The organism is Solwaraspora sp. WMMA2065 (assembly GCF_030345075.1).
Lineage (GTDB): Bacteria > Actinomycetota > Actinomycetes > Mycobacteriales > Micromonosporaceae > Micromonospora_E.
In genome coordinates, this window is record NZ_CP128361.1 from 105434 (window position 1) to 127245 (window position 21812).

Sequence of the window (21812 nt, forward strand, 5' to 3'; positions counted from 1 at the left end):
CCGCTCGCAGGCCGCGAGCCGCGCGTGCGGCTGAACCTGGAGGCAAACCATGTCCGCAACCCGCGCCGCACCACCAGCGCCACCACCCGAGCCGACCTGGCGCAACCGGATGCACCGCTTCGACATGCGGTACATGCCGTACATCCTGATCTCCCCGTTCTTTCTCCTCTTCATCGCCTTCGGGCTCTTCCCGATCATCTTCAACGGCGTGGTGGCGCTGCGGCACTGGCGGCTGGACAACGCCGACCTGACCGGCTGGGCCGGGCTGGAGAACTTCCGGCGGCTGTTCACCGACGACAGCTTCTGGAACGCGCTGTACAACACGTTCGGCATCTTCCTGCTCTCCACTGTGCCGCAGCTGTTCCTGGCCCTGATCATCGCGTCGCTGCTGAACCGCAAGCTGCGGGCGCAGACCTGGTTCCGGGTCGGCATCCTGCTGCCGTACATCACCCCGATCACCGCGTCGACGCTGCTGTTCGCGGTCTTCTTCGCCCGCGACTTCGGCATCGCGAACTGGGTGCTCGACGTGCTGAACCTGCGCGGCGAGGCACCGATCGACTGGCGGTCCAGCAAGGCCGCGTCGTGGGTCGCCATCGCCACCATGGTCAACTGGAAGTGGATCGGCTACAACGCGCTCATCTACCTGGCCGCGATGCAGTCGATCCCGCGCGACATCTACGAGGCGGCGGCGGTCGACGGCGCCGGCCCGTGGCGGCAGCTCTGGCGGATCACCGTGCCGATGATCCGGCCGGTGGTGGTCTTCACCGTGATCCTGTCCACCATCGGCGGGCTGCAACTGTTCACCGAGCCGATGCTGTTCGAGCAGAACTCGCAGGCCGCCACCGGCGGGTCCAACGGCCAGTTCCAGACCATCGCCCAGCTGATCTACAAGGTCGGCTGGAAGGACCTCAACCTCGGGTACGCCGCCGCGATGTCCTGGGCACTGTTCCTGATCATCGTGATCATCGCGGTCGTCAACGCGCTGGTCGCCAACCGGCTGGGCGGAGGCCGTAGATGAGCGCCAGCAACGTCGGCCGAGCCCCGGCCAGTACGCCGGGCAGCTTCTGGAACTACCTGTTCCTCAGCCTCGTCATCCTGTTCTCCGCGTTCCCGCTCTACTGGATGGTGGTGATCGCCAGCGGCACCGACGCCGACCTGGCGAAGATCCCGCCGCAGCTGCTGCCCGGCGGACAGCTGCTCACCAACCTCAACGAGGTCTTCACCCTCAAGAACGTCTACTTCGCGCAGTCGCTGGGCAACAGCTTCATCGTCTCGTCGGTCGTGACGTTCTCGGTGCTGTTCTTCTGTTCGCTGGCCGGCTTCGCCTTCGCCAAGCTGCGGTTCGCCGGCCGCAACGCGCTGATGGTCGTCGTGGTGCTCACCCTCACCGTGCCCAATCAGCTCGGCGTCGTCGCCCTCTACATCCTGATGGGCGAACTCGGCTGGAACGGCACCCTGGTCGCGGTCATCGTGCCCGGCCTGGTCACCGCGTTCGGCGTGTTCTACATGCGGCAGTTCATCCTCGAAGCGGTGCCCGACGAGCTGATCGAGGCCGGCCGGATCGACGGTGCCACCACGCTGCGGATCTACTGGAGCGTGGTGCTGCCGGCGGTCCGCCCGGCGATGGCCGTGCTCGGCCTGCTCACCTTCGTGGCCACCTGGAACGACTTCCAGTGGCCGCTGATCACCCTCGGCGGCACCTACTACCCGACGTCGATGGTGGCCCTGTCCGACCTGGCCAGCGGCAACTACGTGCTGTACCGGCGGGTGCTCGCCGGTGCGTTCGTGGCGACCATCCCGCTGTTGATCATGCTCTTCATCGGTGGTCGGCAGATCGTCCGGGGGATCATGGAAGGCGCCGTCAAGAACTGACCCGGCGAGCACCCGTACCGTGGCCCAGTCCCGATCCAGCACTAGTGAGGTATGGCATGAACACCGTACGACCGCTCCACGAGGGCTGGACCGTACGACCGGCCGACGGGTCCGACGTACCCGACGGCGTCGGCGACCACAGCGTCCCCGCAGCCGTACCGGGCTGCGTCCACACCGACCTGCTCGCCGCCGGCCTGATCCCCGACCCCTACCTCGACGACAACGAGACCCGGCTGTCGTGGATCGGCCGGACAGACTGGGTCTACGAGACCACGTTCGACTGGGTCGACCCGGGCGATCCCCGGGTCGACCTGGTCTGCGCTGGCCTCGACACCGTCGCCACCGTCACCCTCAACGACGTCGAGCTGGGCCGCACCGCCAACATGCACCGCGGCTACCGGTTCGACGTCCGTACGGCACTGCGCCCCGGGCGCAACACCCTGCGGGTACGGTTCGACTCCGCGTACCGGCACGCCGAAGCGGTCCGCGACCGGCTCGGCGACCGGCCCAACGCCTACCCGGAACCGTTCAACTTCATCCGCAAGATGGCCTGCAACTTCGGCTGGGACTGGGGCCCGAACCTGGTCACCGCCGGCATCTGGCAGGAGATCGGCCTGCACGCCTGGAGCGTCGCCCGGCTGGCCACCGTCCGCCCCCTGGTCACCGTCGACCACACCGGCGGCCCGATCGGCGAGGCGCAGGGCCGGGTTGAGGTGCACGTCGACGTCGACCGCGCCGACGGTGCCGACGCCCCGCTGACCGTGGTCGCCGCCGTCGCAGGGGCCCGCGCCGAAGCGGTCGTCCCCGCCGGGCAGCGCAGCGCCGTCGTAACCCTCACCGTCGCCGAGCCCGAGCTGTGGTGGCCCCGAGGGTACGGCGAACCCGCCCGCCATGCCCTCGACGTCACCCTGCACCGGGCCGACGGCAGCACACTCGACACCTGGCAGCGACTGATCGGCTTCCGGTCGGTCCGCCTCGACACCACCGCCGACGCCGCCGGCAGCGCGTTCACCCTGGTCGTCAACGAGATGCCGGTCTTCGTCCGGGGCGTCAACTGGATCCCCGACGACGCGTTCCCCACCCGGGTCGACCGGGCCCGCTACGCCCACCGGTTCGCCCAGGCGGCCGACGCCGGCGTCAACTTCCTGCGGATCTGGGGCGGCGGCCGCTACGAATCCGAGGACTTCTACGACCTCGCCGACGAGCAGGGTCTGCTCGTGGGGCAGGACTTCCTGTTCGCCTGCGCCGCGTACCCGGAGGAGGAGCCGATCGCGGGTGAAGTGGCCGCCGAGGCCCGCTACCAGGTCGCCCGGCTCACCCCGCACCCCAGCCTGGTGCTGTGGACCGGCAACAACGAGAACATCTGGGGCTGGCACGACTGGGGCTGGCAGGAGATCCTCGACGGACGCACCTGGGGGCTCGGCTACTACCTCGATGTGCTGCCCGGCATCGTCGCCGAACTCGACCCGACCCGTCCGTACTGGCCGGGCAGCCCGTACTCCGGCCGCGACGACCTGCACCCCAACGACCCGGCGCACGGCACCATGCACATCTGGGACGTGTGGAACACCGACGACTACCTTAAGTACCGGCAGTATGTGCCCCGGTTCCTCGCCGAGTTCGGCTACCAGGGGCCACCCGTGTACGCCACCCTGCGCCGGGCGATCAGTGATGACCCGCTCGCCCCCGACTCACCCGGCATGGCCCACCACCAGAAGGCCGCCGACGGCGACCTGAAACTTCAACGCGGCCTCGACGCACACCTGCCCGCTCCGCGTGACTTCGACGACTGGCACTACCTGACCCAGGTCAACCAGGCCCGCGCGATCGCCGTCGGGGTGCGGCACTTCCGCTCCCACCGGGGCGTCTGCATGGGCACCATCCTGTGGCAGCTCAACGACTGCTGGCCGGTCACCTCGTGGGCCGCCGTCGACGGCGACGGCCGCCGCAAACCCCTGTGGTACGCGCTGCGCGACGCCTACGCCGACCGGCTGCTCACCATCGAACCCCGCGACGGTGGGCTCGCCCTGGTGGCGGTCAACGACACCGGGGCCGACTGGCACCCGCAGACCGACGTCACCCGGCTCACCCTGGCCGGCGAGCCACTGGCCAAGATCGGCTACCAGCTGGCCGTACCGGCCCATTCGGCGGTCACCGTGCCGCTCTACCCAGACCTGGCCACCACCGGCGACCCACGCAGCGAGCTGCTGCTCGCCGACGCGGCCGGGCAGCGGGCCTGGTGGTTCTTCGCCGAGGACAACGAGATCGACTACCCGGCGGCCGGGTACGACGCGACGGCCGCACCGGTCGACGGCGGGCTGCGGGTCACCGTCACCGCCCGGACCGTCCTGCGTGACCTGACCCTCTACCCGGACCGGCTCGACCCGGCCGCCGAAGTGGACCGGGCACTGGTCACCCTGCTGCCCGGCGAGTCGACGGAGTTCGTGGTGCGCACCGGGGTCGAGCTGGATCCGGCGGCGCTGACCCGCCGGCCGGTGCTGCGCTGCGTCAACGACATCGTCAGCGACACCCCGGCGGCCGGCGCATGAGCGCCGGCCCGGCAGCGGTCGGTCCGGCGGCGGCCGACCGCGCCCCCGGCCCGGTTCTCGCGGTCGACGTCGGCGGCACCAAGCTGGCCGCCGCCGTCGTCGAACCCGACGGCACCATCGCCGTGCAGGGCGCGGTGCCGACCCCGGCCGGCGGGGACACCGCGACCGTCACCGCCGCCCTGCACCGGGTGGTCCGCCAGGTCGTCGGCGACGGGCACTGCATGGCGCTCGGCGAACACTGGCGCGGCGGCTACCCCGGCCGCGCCCTGCTCGGCATGGTGGTCTCCACCGGCGTCGGCGGCGGACTGGTCATCGACGGCCGGGTCCACCCGGGCGGCAGCGGCAACGCCGGACACATCGGACACATCGTGGTGGACATGACCGGCCCGGCCTGCCCGTGTGGCGGGCGCGGCTGCGTCGAGGCGATCGCCAGCGGTCCGGCGATGGTCCGCTGGGCCGTCAACCAGGGCTGGACGCCGGGGGAGCGGCCGGGCGACGCCCGTACCCTCGCCGAGGACGCCCGGGCCGGCGTACCGCTCGCCGTCGCCGCGTTCGGGCGGGGCGCGACCGCCCTGGCCGCCGCGGTGGTCTCCGCCACCGCGTTGGTCGACCTCGACGACGTCGTCATCGGCGGTGGGGTGGCCGCCGCCGGTGACCTGCTCTTCGCTCCGCTGCGCGCGGCCGTAGCGGAGCTTGCCGGACTCGACTTCGTCCGCCGGGTCCGGATCCACACCAGCAGCCTCGGCAACGACGCGGGACTGCTCGGTGCCGCCGCACTCGCCCTGGAGGCCGCAGCGCGTCAGTGACCTCCACCGCTCCACGGTCAGGAGAACCCCGTAATGCGCCCACGCTCCGCCGGCCTGCTGCTCGCACTGGCCGGGCTGCTGCTCACCGCAGCGGCAGTCCCGGTCCAGGCCGCACCGCCGGCCCGCCATCCCGGCCATCCCGGCCATCCCGGTACGCCTGGTACGCCGACCGCCGGGTTCGTCACCCGGCACGGCGACGACCTCAAACTCGACGGCCGGAAGTTCCGGTTCGCCGGCAGCAACAACTACTACCTGATGTACAAGTCGCCGACGATGGTCGACGACGTGTTCGCCGACGCCGAGGCAGCCGGGTTCACCGTGCTGCGTACCTGGGGGTTCCTCGACATCGGCAACGCCGACGGCTCCGACTCGGTCGCCGGCCCGGCCGACGGGGTCTACTTCCAGTACTTCGACGGCGAACGGCCGGCGTACAACGACGGCCCGGACGGCCTGCAACGCCTCGACTACGTCCTCGCCGCCGCCCGCGAAGCCGGCATCAAACTGGTGGTCCCGCTGACCAACAACTGGCGTGACTTCGGCGGCATGGACCAGTACGTGCGCTGGCGCGGCGGGCAGTACCACGACGACTTCTACACCGATCCGGTGATCCGCGGCTGGTACAAAGACTGGATCAGCCATGTGCTGAACCGCACCAACACCATCACCGGGGTGAGATACAAGGACGACCCGACGGTGATGACCTGGGAGCTGGGCAACGAGCCGCGCTGCAAGGGCTCCGGGGTCTACCCGCAGTCACCGGACTGCGCCACCGACACGCTGACCGCCTGGGCTGACGAGATGACCCGGCACGTCAAGTCGATCGCTCCCCGGCAGCTGGTCAGCGTCGGCGACGAGGGCTTCTTCTGTGACGATCCGACCAGCGCCGACTGGACCACCAACTGTGGTGAAGGCGTCGACAGCGTCGCGCTGAGCAGGTTGCCCGCCGTCGACGTCGTCTCCTACCACCTCTACCCGGACCACTGGGGCAAGGACGCCGCCTGGGGCACCGAGTGGATCACCCGGCACGCTCGCGAGGCAAAGAAGGTCCGCAAGCCGGTGATGCTCGGCGAGTTCGGCATCCACGACAAGTCGACCCGCAACGTCGTCTACCGCGAGTGGACCGACGCGGCGATCGCCGGCGGCACCAGCGGTTTCCTCTACTGGATCCTCTCCGGCGTGCAGGACGACGGCAGCCTCTACCCGGACTACGACGGTTACACCGTCTACTGCCCGAGCCCGGTCTGCACCACGCTGTCCAACGCCGGGGCGGCGGTGCGCGGCGACCGCCGGCCGTGGCCGCCGGTCGCCGACCACGACACCACCACCGTCGAGTTCGGCCAGGTCGCGACGCTGCGGCCGGCGGCCAACGACATCGCCCACCGGGGTACGGTCCGCGCCACCACGATCGACCTGGACCCGACGGTGCCCGGCCAGCAGAAGCAGGTGACCGTCGCCGGCGGCGAGTTCTCGCTCGGCGGCGACGGGGCGGTCACCTTCACCCCGGCGGACGGCTTCGCCGGTCGGGCCACCACCCACTACCAGGTGTGGGACCGGGCCTGGCGAGCCTCCAACGTCGCCGACCTGGTCGTCACGGTGAAACCCGACCCGGCCGGGGTGCAGACGCTGTTCTCGTTCGAGGCCGGCACCGACGGGTGGGGGCCGCCGTCGTGGGAGCCGGGCGTCGGCAGCGTCGCCCAGTCGGACGCGTTCGCCACCGACGGGGCGTACGGGCTGCGGGTCGACTCGGTCACCGGCGGCTGGTTCGGCACGTCGTTCCCCGAGCCGGTCGACCTGTCCGGCCGGGTCACCCTCAAGTACGACCTGCGTACCGACCCGTCGGTGGGGACCAATGCGGCGATCGCGGTGCAGACCGGTCCGTCCTACACCTGGTGCCAGTCAACGTTCACCTGGCTGAACCAGGACTGGACCGGCACCGCCGAGATCGACCTGCTGACCGAGATGTCGTGTGATGCCGAGGCGCTGGCCGACGTGCGGGAGTTCTACGTCTACGTCAACCCGGGCTCTGTCCACCTCGACAACATCCGGGTCGAGTAGGACGGCGCGGTCACCGGTACGCGTCGAGCCCCGGCCGCCGTCGGCGTGGGGCCGGGGCTCGTCACGTCGTTGCTGACCTGCTGATCCTACGGCTCAGCGGAGCGTGGGTGCCTCAGCGACGAAGGAGCGCCAGGCGGTCGGGCCGAAGGCGAGCGTGGGACCACCCTGGTCCTTGCTGTCGCGGACCAGGATGCGACCGGGAAGGTTGTCCGCCACCTCGACACAGTCGCTTCCGTTGCTGTTGCTGCGGCTGGACTTGCGCCACGCCGGCTCGGTCATAGTTCCTTCACCAACTTCAAGATCATGTCTCGCGACTGGTCGCGCGGCAACGCAACACCACTCAGAGCCTGCCAGGCCTGTTCGAGGGTGGCAACCCGCTTCGGATCGGTCACCAGGCGGCCCTCCAACTGGTCGTCGACATAGCCGACGGTGCCGCCGGTCTCGGCCATGCTGGCGAGCATGAACGGCCCGTTCTGCCCGGGATGCAAGCCGGCGGAAACCGGGGCCACCTGCACCAGCACCCGCGACCGGGTGCTCATCTCGGCGATGTGCTCCAATTGCTCCCGCATGATCACGGGGTCTCCCCGGCGAAGTCCGTCCTCGTCGATGATGAACTGACACACCGGCGGCTCCTCCCGCTCGAACACGGCGGCCTGTCGCGTCATCCTGAGAGCGAGGTACTCGTCGGCCTTAGCGGGAGTTAGCAGGCCGCTGTGCAGGATGGCCCGGGCGTACGCTTCCGTCTGGAGCAGTCCAGGGATGATCTGGCACTCGTACCGCCGAATTGCGGAGGCCTCCTGCTCCAACTCCGGTAGCGCCCGGAACCAGTCCGGTGGGATGCTCTTGCGGGCGTTCTCGGAGAGTCCCTTGATCAGCGGGGCGCTGCTGAACACCTGATCGATGTGGTCTGCCGTGTCGGGCATCGGTATCTGTCGACCGGTTTCGAACTTGGCGATCAACGACGTCGAGACGCTTAGTCGCTGCGCCAACTGCTCCTGTGTCATGCCGCCATTGAGTGAACGAAGAAACCTGAGCACCTGCGGAATGCCGTTGCTGCTCACTGCTGCTTGTCCGTAAGTAGTCCCAGTTCCCGTGGGTGACTTTGTGTAGTCGGACAGTTGGTGCGTGCTCCGGCAGCCGTGGTGGTGTTGATTTGCGGCCGTGACGGTCTCGGTTGGTGCTTCGGTGGAGGCGGATGCTGACGCGGGGTTGAGGTCTGCGCTGGCTCGGGTGGTGGAGGCCAACGAGCGGTGGGAGCGGTTGGCCGGGCAGTTGCGGGAGGAGAACGCGGCGCTGCGGGTGGAGAACGAGCGGTTGCGGGAACGTGATGTGCGGCGTGAGGCCGAGTTGGAGCGGGTGTCGGCGGAGTTGGCGGTGTTGCAGCGGTTGGTGTTCGGGCGTTCGTCGGAGCGGGTTCGGCCGCAGCCGACGGCGGGCGACGGTGACGGCCAGGGTGGGTATGGCGGTGAGCCTGGCGAGCGTGAGCGGGAGAGGGCACCGCGGCGGGGGCCGGGAGGGCGGGCCGGTCGCAGGGATTACTCGCATCTGCCGCGGGTGGAGGTGGTGTGGGACTTCGCCGGGGGCGGGTACTGCTGCCCGGACTGTTCGTCGCGGTTCGAGGCGTTCGACGATCACGCCTTCGAGCAGGTCGATTGGCGGGTGACGGTGCGGGTGGTGGTGCACCGTCGGCGCCGGTACCGGCGGCGGTGCCGGTGTGCCGGGGCGAGGACGGTGACCGCGCCGGGCCCGCCGAAAGCGGTCGGCAAGGGCCGGTTCAGTAACGGGTTCATCGCGATGCTGCTGGTCGAACGGTTCGTGGCCGGGCGCTCCCGGAACTCCCTGATCGCCGGGCTGGCACGCCAGGGCGCCGAGGTCAGCTCCTCGACGTTGGTCGGGACCTGCGCGGCCGCCGGGACGTTGCTGGCGCCGTTGGAGGAGCGGATCGTCGCCCGGTCCCGTGATTCGTGGCATCCGCACGCCGACGAGACGTCGTGGCACGTGTTCACCCCCGATGGTGGTGACGGGCCGGCCCGCTGGTGGCTGTGGGTGTTCATCGGCGCGGACACCACCTGTTTCGTGATGGACCCGACCCGCGCCGGCGCTGTTCTGGCCCGCCACGCCGGGATCGACACCGCCACCGGACAGCTGACCCCGCACGCTGATGGTGGGCCACGGCGGCTGGTCGTCTCCAGCGACTTCTACACCGTCTACGCCTCGGCCGGGCGTAGGACCGACGGCCTGACCAACCTGTACTGCTGGGCCCATGTCCGCCGGTACTTCGTGCGCGCCGGGGACGCGAACCCGACCCAACTGGCGTGTTGGACCCGAGACTGGCTGGACCGGATCAAGGCCCTGTACCACGCCCACGACGAGCTGACCGACGCGTGGAACGCATCCACGGCCGCCGCAGGGACGGCGGCGACCCGGCTGGACGACGCGTACACCGCCTGGGACACCGCCCTGCAGGCGATCGACACCGCCCGGCAGGCCCAGATGGCCAGCCCCGGCCTGCAACAACCCGCGAAGAAGGCCCTGGCCACCCTGGACCGCGAGTGGGACGGCCTGACCGCGCACCGCGACTACCCGATGATCAGCCTGGACAACAACACGTCCGAGCGGGCACTGCGACGGCCCGTCATCACCCGCAAGAACGCCTACGGCTCCCGCACCGACGACGCCGCGCGCCTCGCCGCGACCGTCTGGACCGTCACCGCCACCGCCGAACAGGCCGGCCTCAACGTCCTGACCTACCTCACCGCCTACCTCGACGCCTGCGGTCGCAACGGCGGCAGACCCCTGACCGGTCCGGACCTCCAACGATTCCTGCCCTGGACCGCGTCCCCCGCCGACCTGCACACCTGGGCCCAGCCACCCCCGACCGGCTGACACCCACACCGACCACCGCGACGGCGACGCCACACCCGGCCACGCCGACCATCAGCATGCCCACAAACCGCGTCGCCCAACCCCACGAGACTTGGGACTACTTACGCTTGTCCTTCCGGCCCGTATCGGGGCAGCTTCCTACCAGGAATCGACTGCCTTGCGTGCCGGTATCTTCTCTCGTCGTGCCCACATAGTCCAGGGTGGAGACGAAACTTGTATTGATCATCTTCGTCCAATTCCGTTCCGGATCGGAGATGCTCGTCGAGCTTGATGCCAGAGGTGAATCATGATGCACCTGTGGCATCAAGCTCGCGGAGACACCTTGGGTCCGCAGAGCTGGCACGGGCACTCCACCAGCAGGTCAGCCGCACATCTGGCTGACCCGTCGGCGGCGCACCCGGCTGACGGGCCGGCGAAAAGTTGTTGGTCCTCGGCCGGCCGCCGCCTCTCACCCGTGTCCGGCGACGTCGCCGGACGTCCCGCGCCCCGGGCGGGCCGGGACCCGGTTGGGCGTCGACTCACCCGGCACGGAGAGGGAGAGGCTGGAGGGCCAGATGATCTACACGACCAAGTTCGGGGTGCTGGCGCGGCGGTCGACCTGGCGGTGGGGCACCATCACCTTCGCCGCCGCCGCCGTCCTGGGCGTGCTGCTCGCGGTGGTGTTGGCGGCCTGCGGCCCGTCCGGGGCCGGGCGAGTCGGCGTAGCGTCAGACGGTGGCCAGGCGTCCGGGGCAGCAGGGCTCGGTGGCGCGCCGACCGGGGGCGGCGACAGCGGGTCGGCCGGTAGCGGCGAGCCGCAGACCGGCGGCAGCGGCGACGATCCTGACCACCCCGACGGTGGGGGTTCCGGTGACGGCGGTGACGGCGGTGACGGCGGTGAACTGGAACCGCCGGTGCAGCCTGCCGCCGAGGACTGTGTGACGTACGACCCGGCGAACCTGACGATCGAGCAGAGCGGCGACGCGTGGCGGATGCGCGACGGCGGCCACGCCATCAAGCTCTTCGCCACCAAGACCGACGCCGAGGACGGCGTCAAAGTGGCCCGCAACTGGACCCGGCTCTGCTTCATCGGCCGGGGCAACGACCGCGCCGACCGGCACCGCTACATCATCACCTACTTCCAGGGCCCGTCCGGGCTGCCGTTCGGCCCCGCTCCGCACTTCGACTGCATCACGTACGACCCGGCGGAGCTGGCGGTGCACGGACCCGACGGCGACGGCTGGGGGCTGCGGGCCGCGGCCACCCCGCTGCTCTTCCTGGCCAGTGCGGCCGACGCCGAACGGGCCCGGCTGGTCGCGGCCGGCAACACCCGGCTCTGCCTCATCGGCCACGGCAACGGGCAGCCCGACCCGTCGCGCTATCAACTGGAGTATTGGCGACAGTGACCGCCCGGCCTGGACCGCGCCGCCTAGCATTGCCCGGGTGGACGATCGCGCCATCGTGGCCGCGCTGGTCGCCGGTGACCCGCGCGGCCTCGACCGTGCCTACCGCATGTACGCCGACCGGCTGTACACGTACTGCCGATTCGTGCTGCGCGACGCGGACGGCGCGGCCGACGCCGTCCACGACACGTTCGTCCTGGCCGGTCAGCGGGCGGCGCAGCTGCGCGACCCGGAGCGGCTGCGCCCGTGGCTGTACGCCATCGCCCGCAACGAGTGCCTGCGGGTCATCCGTGGCCGGCGACGGCAGTTGCCGCTAGACGAGGTAGGCGAACTGCCCGCCACGCCGGTCGACCCGGTCACCGGGCTCGGTGCCGAACAGCTGCGGGAGCTGGTCCGGTCGGCCGCCGCCGGGCTGAACCCCGGTGACCGGCAGGTGATCGAGCTCGCCATCCGGCACGACCTGTCCGCCGCCGACGTCGGTGCCGTACTGGGGGTCTCCGACAGCCACGCGCACGCCCGGCTGTCCCGGGCCCGGGCCCAACTCGAACGGGCCATCGGCGCGCTGCTGGTGGCCCGCACCGGTGCCGACGACTGCCCGACGCTCGGTGAGCTGCTGCACGGCTGGGACGGCACCCTCACCGTGTTGCTGCGCAAGCGGGTCAGCCGGCACATCGAATCCTGCCCGACCTGCGCCGACCGTCGCCGCCGGCAGGTCAGCCCGGCCGCGTTGTTCTCCGCGTACGCGACCCTGCCGATGCTCGCCGTACCGGCGGAACTCTGGCCCCGGCTGAAGCTGACCAGCGCTGACGCCGGGCAGGCGGCGACCCGGGCGCGGATCGAGCAGCGGGCCGGCCGGTTCGACCCGGCCACCGGTTTCCCCCGCCGGGGCGGGCCGCGTCGAAATCGGCTGCTGGCCGGCCTGGCGGCGGCCGCGGTGCTGGCCCTGCTGATCGGCGGTGCCGTGGTGGTGCCCCGGCTGGGCGCGGTCGACGACACCGCCCGGTCGGTGCCGGCCGGATCGCCGGGCCTGGCCGCGCCACCGCCCGTGCCGTCGGCCAGCAGCGCACCGCCGACCACCCCGGGCGAACCGGCACCGACGACGCCGACACCGACCGCGCCGGCCGGTGGCGCTCCCGAGCCGAGCGGCCCCGCCGAGCCGGCGCCGCCGCTGACCGTCCAGGCCGAGGCGCGGGTCTCCTGCACCGGATTCAGCCGCTACCAGCTGACCGTGGTCGCCACCGTCACCGGTGGCACCGTCGAGTCGGCGGTCCTCACCTGGACCAGCGGCGCGGCCGGTCCGACGCAGCCGCCGACCACGGCTCCCACGCAAGGGCCGGGAACCGACCCGGATCCGACGTCCGGACCCGGTGCCGGCGGCCCGGGTGGCATCGCCGCGCCGGGCACGGTGCCGGCGCGGGGCGGCGAGGTGGCGATGACGGTTTCCGGGGACACCGCCACCGGGCAGGTCTGGCGGATGGCCGTCGCATCGGTCAGCTGGCAGGTCGCCGTCGTCGCAGTCGACGGGCGGCGGGCCGGTGCCGGCCCGTACCCGGCAGCCAACCCGTGCCCGGTGCCGGGCTGACCAGGGAAGACCGGCGTCGATGCGCCCGGCGGGCAAGGGTCTGTGACCGACGTCCTGCCCGGTCGACGTCACCTCGGCCGAGACGGCAGGATGTCCGGCATGCAACGTGACACCGACGACGGCGACCGCTTCGACGACCAGCTTCGGATCTACCACCGGGCCGGCACGCAGGCGGACGTCCCGGCGGTTCTCGCGCTGCTCGACGACGCGGTCCGCTGGCTGGCCGAACACGGCCGTACCGGGCAGTGGGGGACCGAACCGCAGTCGACCGACCCGCGCCGGATCGCGATGGTCACCGGCTGGGCGAAGGAGAGCGGCCTGGTGCTGGCCTGTGTGCCGACCGGCGACGGTGGTGAGCGGGTCGTCGGGGCGCTCGCCGTCGGCACGGCCCGGTCCTACGCGCCGCCGGTCAACGAACCCGAGTTGTACGTGAACCTGCTGGTCACCGACCGGTCGTGGGCCGGTCGAGGGGTCGGTCAGGCGTTACTGGACCGGGCGCGGACGCTCGCCGTCGAACGCGGCGCGACCCTGTTGCGGGTCGACTGCTACGCCGGTGGTGACCGGGCGCTGGTGCGCTACTACGAGCGGGCCGGGTTCACCGCCGCCGAGCCGTTCACCGTCGACCAGCCGACCGGCCCGTGGCCAGGCCAGATCCTCAGCCAGCGGATCCGTTGACCGACCGGCCGGTCCCGGTGGTCGGCTGGCCGGAGCCGGCACGCCAGCCGGCCGGGTCGACCCCGCCCGGCACCGCTGTCGCCGGCTGGTACGGCCCCCGGGTCAGCACCAGGGTGCCGAGATCGAGATGGCTGACCGCGCCGGCCGCGTCCCGGCACACCCGCAGCGTCTCGTCGGCGTAGAAGCCCTTGAAGCCCAACCATCGGTCATCAGCCGTACGGCGGAATTGGGTGCCCCGGTTGGCCACGCCGATCGGGGTGAGCTGCAGGGTGCCGTCGCCGAGCAGGCGGAGCGCCACCGGGCGCGCACCCCAGTACCACGGTCCGGTCAGGTCGACCAGCGCCAGGTCGACATCGGTGGCCGGCCGCCACGGAGGCGGGATCACCGGCTCCCGGTCAGCGACGATCTTGACGAGGTCGGCGGCGATCTCGTCGATCTGCGGTCCCGTCGTGACATTGGCCAGCACCACAGCGGCGACGTCCTGGTCGGGGCAGGTCCACAGCGCGGCGAGGAAACCGGGTACCGAGCCGGTGTGCCCGGCCAGCTCCAGACCTTCGTGGCGGAGCAGTTGCAGGCCGAGGCCGTACCCGCAGTCCGGGTCCGCACTCTCCGGCGGCGAGGCAGGGGTGCGCATCCGGGCCAGCGAGTCCGCCGACAACAGCCGGGTGTCCGCGCCGAGCAGCACCGCCGCCAGCCGTCCCAGGTCTGCGGCGGTGGACCAGAGTTGTCCTGCCGGGGCGAGGTGACCGTACTGCGGCGTCGGCTCGGGCAGCAGCACATCCGCCCACGGATGCACCGCCCATCCGGTGGCGTGCCGTCCACTCGGCTCGGCGCCGGTGGCGGACATGCCGAGCGGGTCGAGCAGCGCCTGCCGCAGGTGGTCGCCGCACCGGTGCCCGGACAGCCGCTCGATGAGCGCGCCGAGCAGCGCGTACCCGGGATTCGAGTAGCGGTAGCGGTGCCCGGCCGGCCGTCGGTCGGACGCCGGCCCGAGCACGTCGGACAGTTCGGGGCGCAGCTCGCCGGGGGTGCGCTCCCACCACGGGCCGGGCGGCTCGGCAGGTAGCCCGCCGGTGTGTGCCAGCAACTGCTCCACGGTCGCCGCGACCCCGCAGCCGGGCAGGTGCCGCTGGATCGGATCGGTCAGCTCCAGCCGGCCCGCCTCCCGCAGCAGCAGCACCTGCACTGCGGTGAAGGTCTTGCTGATCGACCCGATCCGGTAGCTGGTCGCCGCGTCCGGTGTGCCGTGGTCGACCTCACCTCGGCCGGCGGCCCTAACCAGCCCGTCGGCGCGGACCACCGCCGCCACCATCGACGGTGCCCGCCCGTCGACCTGGCCGACGGCGAGTCGGTGCAGCAGCGCCCGCCGGGTCGTCGGCAGGAGGCCGGCGACGGTGTGGTCCGGCGTCGACCCGGGTCGTTCCTCCGTCGTCATGACCGCCATTGTGTCGGGTGCGGCCGGCGGCGGTGCCGTTGACCGCCCGCCGCTGCGGCACCATTGACCAATGCCAGGTTCGTGGCATGGTTAGCCGATGGATACCGCAGATCCTCCGCAGGCAGGCGTTCCGCCGCGTCCGTGGCTGGCCCGCCCGGTGGCGGTGCTCGGCGGTGTGGTCGCCGGGCAACTGCTGCTGGCCCGCAGTGACCAGGCCGCGGTGATCCTGACCAGTGTGCTGGCGTACCCGACGGGTTTCGAGTTCGACATCAGCGCGATCCTGCGGGCCCCGGAGCCGGCGACCGCCGCCGGTCCGGCACGGCAGCCGGCCGGCGCGTCGGGGCCGCCCCGGCCGCGTACCCCGGTCGACGGGGTCGGCGGCCTGCAGGTGATGGTCCGGTTCGCCGACGGTACGGCGCTGAGCAGCCTGCACCGCAGCACGTCGCAGGCCGACCGCGAACCCGCCGGCCCGCTGCTGTCGCCCGTGGTGGCCAGCACCGACCAGCAGCGGCACGACGCCCGCTTCTGGGTGTGGCCGCTGCCGCCGGACGGCCCGGTGACGGTGGGGTGCGCCTGGCCGGCGCGGGACATCCCGCACAGCCGGGTGGAGGTCTCCGGTGAGTTGATCCGGCAGGCGGCGGCCGGTGCCGTCGAGCTGTGGCCGGCGGCACCGCCGGCCGACCCGGCGGTGTCGGCCGGCTGACCGGAGGCCTGACGCTGGCCATCGTCGGTGGCCGGGTCAGTCCGGCAGCAGTGGGGCGGCGGGGCCGAGGTCGCGGCCGAGCAGCACCGCGCGGTTGACCGCGCTGGACCCGAACCGGTCCCGGACGGCGTCGAGCGCGGCGTCCAGGCTCTCCTGCCGGCCGACGGGGTGTGGCGCTGCCTGCGGCGGCGCGTCGGCCGAATCGAGGGGCAGCGCCAACTGGGTGGCCTGTCCGTCGTCGAGGTTGCCGACCGAGACGCCGACCAGGGTCAGCCCGCGTTCGCGGATCATCGGACCGGCGGCGGCCAGCAGGTCGCGGGCGGTGTCCAGGATGGTCGACGTCTGGGCGGTGGCCCGGGGCAGGGTGTGGGCGCGGGTGGCCCGGGTGAAGTCGCCGAACCGCAGCCGCAGGGTGACCGTCCGGCCGGTGCGCCCGGCGGCCCGCATGCGTCGGCCGACCCGGTCGACCAGCCCGGCGAGGATCGCGTCCACGTCGGCCGGGTCCCGGTTGGCCCGGCCCAGCGCCTGCTGGGAGCCGATCGAGCCGCGTCGGCCGCCGGTCTGGACCCGGCGCGGGTCCTGATTGTGGGCGAGGGCGTGCAGGTGCCGGCCGGCGGCGGCGCCGACGATGCTGACCAGCGCCGCCTCCCCGAGGCCGGCGACCCGGCCGACCGTGGTGATGCCGCGTTCGCGCAGCCTGCCGGCGGTGACCGGGCCGACGCCCCAGAGCCGTTCGACCGGCAGCGGGTGCAGGAACGCCAACTCCTCGTCGGGCGGCACCACCAGCAGCCCGTCCGGTTTGGCGACGCCGCTGGCCACCTTGGCCAGGAACTTGGTCCGGGCGACCCCGACGGTGATCGGCAGCCCGACCTGGTCGCGGACCGCGACCCGCAGCCGGGCGGCGATGTCGGCCGGCGCTCCGACGAGCCGGCGCAGCCCGCCGACGTCGAGGAACGCCTCGTCGATGGAGAGCGGCTCGACCAGCGGCGTGGTCTGCCGGAACACCTCGAACACCGCCCGACTGGCCGCCGTGTAGGCCGCCATCCGGGGCGGCACGACCACCGCCTCCGGGCAGATCAGCCGGGCCCGCCGGGCGGGCATCGCGGTGCGTACACCGCGCGCCTTTGCCTGGTAGCTGGCGGCCAGCACCACGCCGGCGCCGACGATCACCGGCCGGTCGCGCAGCCGGGGGTCGTCGCGCTGCTCGACCGAGGCGTAGAATGCGTCCAGGTCGGCGTGCAGGATGCTGGCCTCACCCGCCACCGCGTCATCATCGCACAGATGTTCGACGAACGGGTGTGAGCTGCGCAGACGTCGCCGAAGCGGCGGTGGGTCACTGCGGGTGGCGGCGGGTCACTCCGGGACGAGACGGTACGCGCCGTCGCTGGCCGAGGTGGCCATCGAGGCGTACGCCCGCAGCGCCGCCGATACCGGCCGCTGCCGGTCGACCGGGGTGTACGGGCGGTCCCGCTTCTCCTGGGCGATCCGGCGGGCCTGCAGCACCTCGTCGGGCACGTTCAGCTCCAGCTTGCGGGCCGGGATGTCGATGACGATCTCGTCGCCCGGCTCGACCAGGGCGATCAGCCCACCGGAGGCGGCCTCGGGGGAGGCGTGCCCGATGGACAGCCCGGAGGTGCCGCCGGAGAACCGGCCGTCGGTGATCAGCGCGCAGGCCCGGCCGAGGCCACGCCCCTTCAGGAACGAGGTCGGGTAGAGCATCTCCTGCATGCCCGGCCCGCCCTTGGGGCCTTCGTAGCGGACCACGACCACGTCACCGGCGACCACCTCGCCGGCCAGGATCGCCGAGACGGTGTCCTCCTGCGACTCGTACACCTTGGCCGGGCCGCGGAAGGTCAGGCAGTCGTCGGGCACCCCGGCGGTCTTGACCACCGCGCCCTGCGGGGCCAGGTTGCCGTGCAGGATTGCCAGGCCGCCGTCGGCGGAGTACGCGTGGGCGACGTCGCGGATGCAGCCCTGCGCCGCGTCGGTGTCCAGACCGGACCAGCGGTTGGTGGTGGAGAACGGCTCGGTGGTGCGCACCCCGCCGGGGGCGGCGTGGAACAGCTCGACCGCCTCGTCGGTGGCGTTGCCGCCCCGGATGTCCCAGTCGGCCAGCCACCGGCTCAGCGACGGCGAGTGCACCGCGTGCACGTCGCGGCGCAGCGCGCCGGCCCGGTCCAGCTCGCCGAGGATCGCCGGGATGCCGCCGGCCCGGTGCACGTCCTCCATGTGGTACTTCGGGGTGTTCGGGGCGACCTTGGCCAGGCAGGGCACCCGGCGGGAGATGTCGTCGATGTCGGCGACGCCGAAGTCCAGCTCGGCCTCGCGGGCGGCGGCCAGCAGGTGCAGCACCGTGTTGGTGGAGCCGCCCATCGCCACATCCAGGGCCACCGCGTTCTCGAAGGCGGCCCGGCTGGCGACGGCGCGGGGCAGCACCGAGGCGTCGTCGCCGTCGTACCACCGTTTGGCGATCTCCACGACGGTCCGGCCGGCCTCGACGAACAGCGATTTGCGGGCGGCGTGGGTGGCCAGCACCGAGCCGTTGCCCGGCAGCGCCAGCCCGACCGCCTCGGTGAGGCAGTTCATCGAGTTGGCGGTGAACATGCCGGAGCAGGAGCCGCAGGTCGGGCAGGCGGACCGCTCGATGGTGTCGAGCTGGGCGTCGGTCACGTTGTCGTTCGACGCGGCGATCATGGCGTCGATCAGGTCGAGCTTGGCGTGCACGACGCCCTCGACGGCGACGGTCTTGCCGGCCTCCATCGGGCCGCCGGAGACGAACACGGTCGGGATGTTCAGCCGCAGCGCGGCGAGCAGCATCCCCGGGGTGATCTTGTCGCAGTTCGAGATACACACCAGCGCGTCGGCGCAGTGCGCGTTGACCATGTACTCGACGGCGTCGGCGATCAGCTCCCGGCTGGGCAGCGAGTAGAGCATGCCGCCGTGGCCCATGGCGATGCCGTCGTCGACGGCGATCGTGTTGAACTCGCGGCCCACCCCGCCGGCGTCGGCGACCGCGTCGGCGACCAGTCCGCCGAGGTCCTTCAGGTGTACGTGGCCGGGCACGAACTGGGTGAAGCTGTTGGCGATGGCGACGATCGGCTTGCCGAAGTCGTCGTCGGTCATCCCGGTGGCCCGCCACAGGGCCCGGGCGCCGGCCATCGTCCGACCGTGGGTGGAGGTCCTCGACCGCAGCTCAGGCATTCGACAAGTGTTACACCACGGTTGCCGGGCCGGCGGTCCCAGCCGTGTCGCGTTTCACGTGTCGGGATGTCTCCTGCCGGCAAACCCGCACCCCGGCACCACGGGCCGGCGCCGATCCGGCAGAGTTGTGGCGTGCACCTCCCCTCGGGCATGCAGGCGCTCGCGTTGGCGAGTGGGCTGGCGGCTGCGCTGGGCGTGGGATGGTTGTTCGTCGTGGCCCGCCGCCGGGACGGATCGTCGGACCGGGCCCACCGGCTGCTCGCGGTCGGCGCCGGGCTGACCACCGTCAGCGTGCTCACCGGGCTGGTCGGCGCCGTCGCGATGGCCGCCGAGTGGGATCGGCAGCAGCCTCAGCGGAGTCTGCTCGCCACGGTCGTCGCGGTCGGCTGCGCGCTCGGCGGACTGCTGCTGATCTGGGGCCTGCTGCGGCTGCCGGGCACCGCCGGGCGGTCCGCGCCGACCGCGCGTCACCTGCTCGACTGCCTGGCGGTCGGTGCGGCGCTGTGGTTCACCGGCTGGGTACTGGTCGCCCCACCGACCCGGCTGCTGGGCGCGGCCACCCCGACCGCCTGCCCGGCGATCCTGCTGGCCACCGCGACCGTCGCCGCGATCACCGGCGTGGCGGTGATGACCGCGCTGCACAGCGGCCGGCATCCGGCCGGTCCGCTGCTCGGCGGCGCGGGCACTGTGCTGATCGGGCTCAGCGGTATCGGCGCGGCGGCGGGCATCTGCCAGTACGGTGTGGGGCTCGTCCTGGTCGGTGCCGTCGGGTTGCCGGTCGGGCTGGTGCTGGTCTGGTTCGGTGGGGGACGGCCGGGGTGCGGCGGCAGCGCGCCGGCCGGCCTGGTGCCGCGCGGGGCCGGTTACGTGTTCCTGCCGATGGTGGTGATGGCCGCCGCAGGCTTCTACCACGTGGCCAGCGGCGGCGAGTTCACCACCGTCGCGGTGGCGGTCGGCAGCCTGGAGGGCTTCATCCTGGTGAGCCGGCAGTATCTGGCACTGCTCGACGTGCGCCGGTACGCGGCCCGGCTGGCGGCCAGCGAGGCGCACTTTCGCAACCTGGCGCACACCGACCCGTTGACCGGGTTGGCCAACCGGCGGGCGCTGCTGCGTGAGCTGTACGACTGCGTCGCCGATCGGCGTCCCGGCGGGCTGCTCACCCTGGACCTGGACGGTTTCAAGACGGTCAACGACATGCGGGGTCATGACGTCGGTGACGCGGTGCTGATCGAGGTGGGCCGGCGGCTGATCGCCGAGCTGGCCGGGGCGGGGCTGGCTGCCCGGTTGGGCGGCGACGAGTTCGCCGTACTGCTGTCGTTGCCGGACCCGGACGAGGCACACGGCGTCGCGGTCCGGATCCTGCGCGCCCTCGACGAGCCGTACCCGCATGACAAGGGTCCGATCTACGTGTCGACGAGCATCGGGATGGCCTGTTGTTCGACTGCGCAGGACGTGCCGACGCTGTTGCGCAACGCGGACCTGGCGCTGCGCTCGGCGAAGCAGCGGGGCAAGAACCGGGTGGAGCGCTACGACGTCTCCTACGACCAGGCCCAGCGTCGCCGGGTCCGGCTGGAGCACGAGATGCGCGGCGCGATCGACCGCGGCGAGCTGCGGCTGGCCTTCCAGCCGGTGGTGGCGGTGCCGTCGGTACGGCCGGTCGGTGCCGAGGCGTTGATCCGTTGGCGCCATCCGGAGCTGGGCAAGGTGCCACCGGACGAGTTCATCCCGCTGGCCGAGGAGTGCGGGATGATCAGCCGGCTGGGTGCCTGGGTGCTCGACGAGGCGTGCCGGCAGCTGTCCCGCTGGCTGGCCGAGGGGCACGACGTCTGGGTGTCGGTCAACGTGTCACCGCACGAGCTGCACGCCCCGGAGTACGTGCTGCAGGTCGACGAGGCGTTGCGACGGCACCGGGTGCCGTCGCAACGCCTGGTGCTGGAGGTCACCGAGCATGCCGTCGCCCGGGACCTCGCGGAGCTGATCCGCCGGCTGAAGGCGCTGCGCGCCACCGGGGTACGGATCGCCCTGGACGATTTCGGCGCCGGCTACTCGTCGCTCGGCCAGCTGCGGAACCTGCCGATCGACATTCTCAAGATCGACCACAGCCTGGTGGCGGAGCAGGGGCCGGTCGCGCCGCCGCTGCCGGGTCGGCGGGCGTTCGCGCCGATGGTCGACGTGGTGATGCGGCTCGGGCACCAGTTGGGTCTGGAGGTCATCGCCGAGGGGGTGACCAACCAGGCCGAGCTGGCCGTCGTGGTGGAGGCGGGCTGCCGGTTCGGGCAGGGTGCGCTGTTCGGCTGGGGGGTGCCGGCCGAGCATCTGGAGGCGATGCTGTCTGCGGCGACGTCGTCCGGTAACCGGCATGGAATCGGCGGCCGCCGCCGTCCCGGCGAAGATCAGCAGGCCAGCGCCGGTGCGGCGTCATTAGCCGCCCAGGATGTGAGATCAGTTGACTCATCGCGTGAGATGCGTCAGGCTTAGCCCCATGTCGCTGACTCTGTCGTCTCGAGTACTTACCTGAGCGCACTCTCCGATCGAGAGTGCGCTGGCCCCGTGCATCTGCACGAGGGCCGTTTTTATTGCCACATCCCTGCCGGTTCCGGCCGATCGGTCCCATCTGCCGGATACGCCGCCGAGACCCATGTCACGAGACCACTGAGCTGAAGGCC

The 21812-nt window shown here is 72.0% G+C and carries 16 protein-coding genes; 11 read left to right on the forward strand and 5 right to left on the reverse strand.

Annotation, left to right across the window (positions count from 1 at the left end; translation table 11 throughout):
• Positions 1-49: 49 nt before the first annotated feature.
• The 5 genes from O7610_RS00470 to O7610_RS00490 are packed head-to-tail and all read left to right on the forward strand — an operon-like array spanning position 50 to position 7282.
• Positions 50-1018: a carbohydrate ABC transporter permease gene (locus O7610_RS00470; RefSeq protein WP_289212430.1), complete on the forward strand. Its 969-nt coding sequence runs from the start codon at positions 50-52 to the stop codon at positions 1016-1018.
• Positions 1015-1872: a carbohydrate ABC transporter permease gene (locus O7610_RS00475; protein ID WP_289212431.1), complete on the forward strand. Its 858-nt coding sequence runs from the start codon at positions 1015-1017 to the stop codon at positions 1870-1872. The genes O7610_RS00470 and O7610_RS00475 overlap by 4 nt, the downstream gene beginning before the upstream one ends.
• A gap of 56 nt (positions 1873-1928) precedes the next feature.
• Positions 1929-4421 carry a glycoside hydrolase family 2 protein gene (locus O7610_RS00480; RefSeq protein ID WP_289212432.1) on the forward strand — a complete coding sequence of 831 codons (2493 nt, stop codon included), beginning with the start codon at positions 1929-1931 and terminating at the stop codon, positions 4419-4421.
• Complete coding sequence (locus O7610_RS00485; RefSeq protein WP_289212433.1) at positions 4418-5227, forward strand: ROK family protein; 810 nt, start codon at positions 4418-4420, stop codon at positions 5225-5227. The genes O7610_RS00480 and O7610_RS00485 overlap by 4 nt, the downstream gene beginning before the upstream one ends.
• 33 nt (positions 5228-5260) lie before the next feature.
• The gene (locus O7610_RS00490) at positions 5261-7282 is read left to right on the forward strand and encodes a cellulase family glycosylhydrolase (protein ID WP_289212434.1); all 2022 of its coding nucleotides are present in this window, start codon (positions 5261-5263) and stop codon (positions 7280-7282) included.
• Positions 7283-7375: 93 nt separating this feature from the next.
• Here the strand turns inward: O7610_RS00490 and O7610_RS00495 are convergent, their stop codons facing one another.
• On the reverse strand, positions 7376-7561 hold the full coding sequence (locus tag O7610_RS00495) for a DUF397 domain-containing protein (protein ID WP_278167694.1): 186 nt from the start codon (positions 7559-7561) through the stop codon (positions 7376-7378).
• Entirely contained in the window at positions 7558-8343 is a 786-nt protein-coding gene (locus O7610_RS00500; protein ID WP_289212435.1) for a helix-turn-helix domain-containing protein, read from the reverse strand. The genes O7610_RS00495 and O7610_RS00500 overlap by 4 nt, the downstream gene beginning before the upstream one ends.
• 169 nt (positions 8344-8512) lie before the next feature.
• Between O7610_RS00500 and tnpC the strand changes: the two genes are divergently transcribed.
• The 4 genes from tnpC (at position 8513) to O7610_RS00520 (ending at position 13807) form a co-directional block, all read left to right on the forward strand.
• A complete protein-coding gene (gene tnpC / locus O7610_RS00505; protein WP_289212436.1) occupies positions 8513-10168 on the forward strand; it encodes an IS66 family transposase in 1656 nt (551 codons plus the stop codon).
• A gap of 554 nt (positions 10169-10722) precedes the next feature.
• Positions 10723-11553: a hypothetical protein gene (locus tag O7610_RS00510; RefSeq protein ID WP_289212437.1), complete on the forward strand. Its 831-nt coding sequence runs from the start codon at positions 10723-10725 to the stop codon at positions 11551-11553.
• Between the two features lie 37 nt (positions 11554-11590).
• Positions 11591-13132 carry an RNA polymerase sigma factor gene (locus O7610_RS00515; RefSeq protein ID WP_289212438.1) on the forward strand — a complete coding sequence of 514 codons (1542 nt, stop codon included), beginning with the start codon at positions 11591-11593 and terminating at the stop codon, positions 13130-13132.
• A 99-nt stretch (positions 13133-13231) separates the two neighbouring features.
• Positions 13232-13807, forward strand: a complete 576-nt coding sequence (locus O7610_RS00520) for a GNAT family N-acetyltransferase (protein WP_281553806.1) — start codon at positions 13232-13234, stop codon at positions 13805-13807.
• Here the strand turns inward: O7610_RS00520 and O7610_RS00525 are convergent.
• Positions 13788-15242: a serine hydrolase domain-containing protein gene (locus tag O7610_RS00525; RefSeq protein WP_289212439.1), complete on the reverse strand. Its 1455-nt coding sequence runs from the start codon at positions 15240-15242 to the stop codon at positions 13788-13790. The two genes, O7610_RS00520 and O7610_RS00525, sit on opposite strands and share 20 nt — an antisense overlap.
• Before the next feature lie 97 nt (positions 15243-15339).
• Between O7610_RS00525 and O7610_RS00530 the strand changes: the two genes are divergently transcribed.
• Entirely contained in the window at positions 15340-15945 is a 606-nt protein-coding gene (locus tag O7610_RS00530) for a hypothetical protein (RefSeq protein ID WP_289212440.1), read from the forward strand.
• A 36-nt stretch (positions 15946-15981) separates the two neighbouring features.
• Here the strand turns inward: O7610_RS00530 and dinB are convergent, their stop codons facing one another.
• Positions 15982-17208, reverse strand: coding sequence for a DNA polymerase IV (gene dinB / locus O7610_RS00535; RefSeq protein ID WP_289212441.1), 1227 nt, complete (start codon positions 17206-17208; stop codon positions 15982-15984).
• A 90-nt stretch (positions 17209-17298) separates the two neighbouring features.
• Positions 17299-19146, reverse strand: a complete 1848-nt coding sequence (gene ilvD, locus O7610_RS00540; RefSeq protein ID WP_289212442.1) for a dihydroxy-acid dehydratase — start codon at positions 19144-19146, stop codon at positions 17299-17301.
• A 150-nt stretch (positions 19147-19296) separates the two neighbouring features.
• On the opposite strand from ilvD, the gene O7610_RS00545 reads away from it, so the two are divergent.
• Positions 19297-21624 carry a putative bifunctional diguanylate cyclase/phosphodiesterase gene (locus O7610_RS00545; protein ID WP_289213541.1) on the forward strand — a complete coding sequence of 776 codons (2328 nt, stop codon included), beginning with the start codon at positions 19297-19299 and terminating at the stop codon, positions 21622-21624.
• Positions 21625-21812 lie beyond the last annotated feature (188 nt).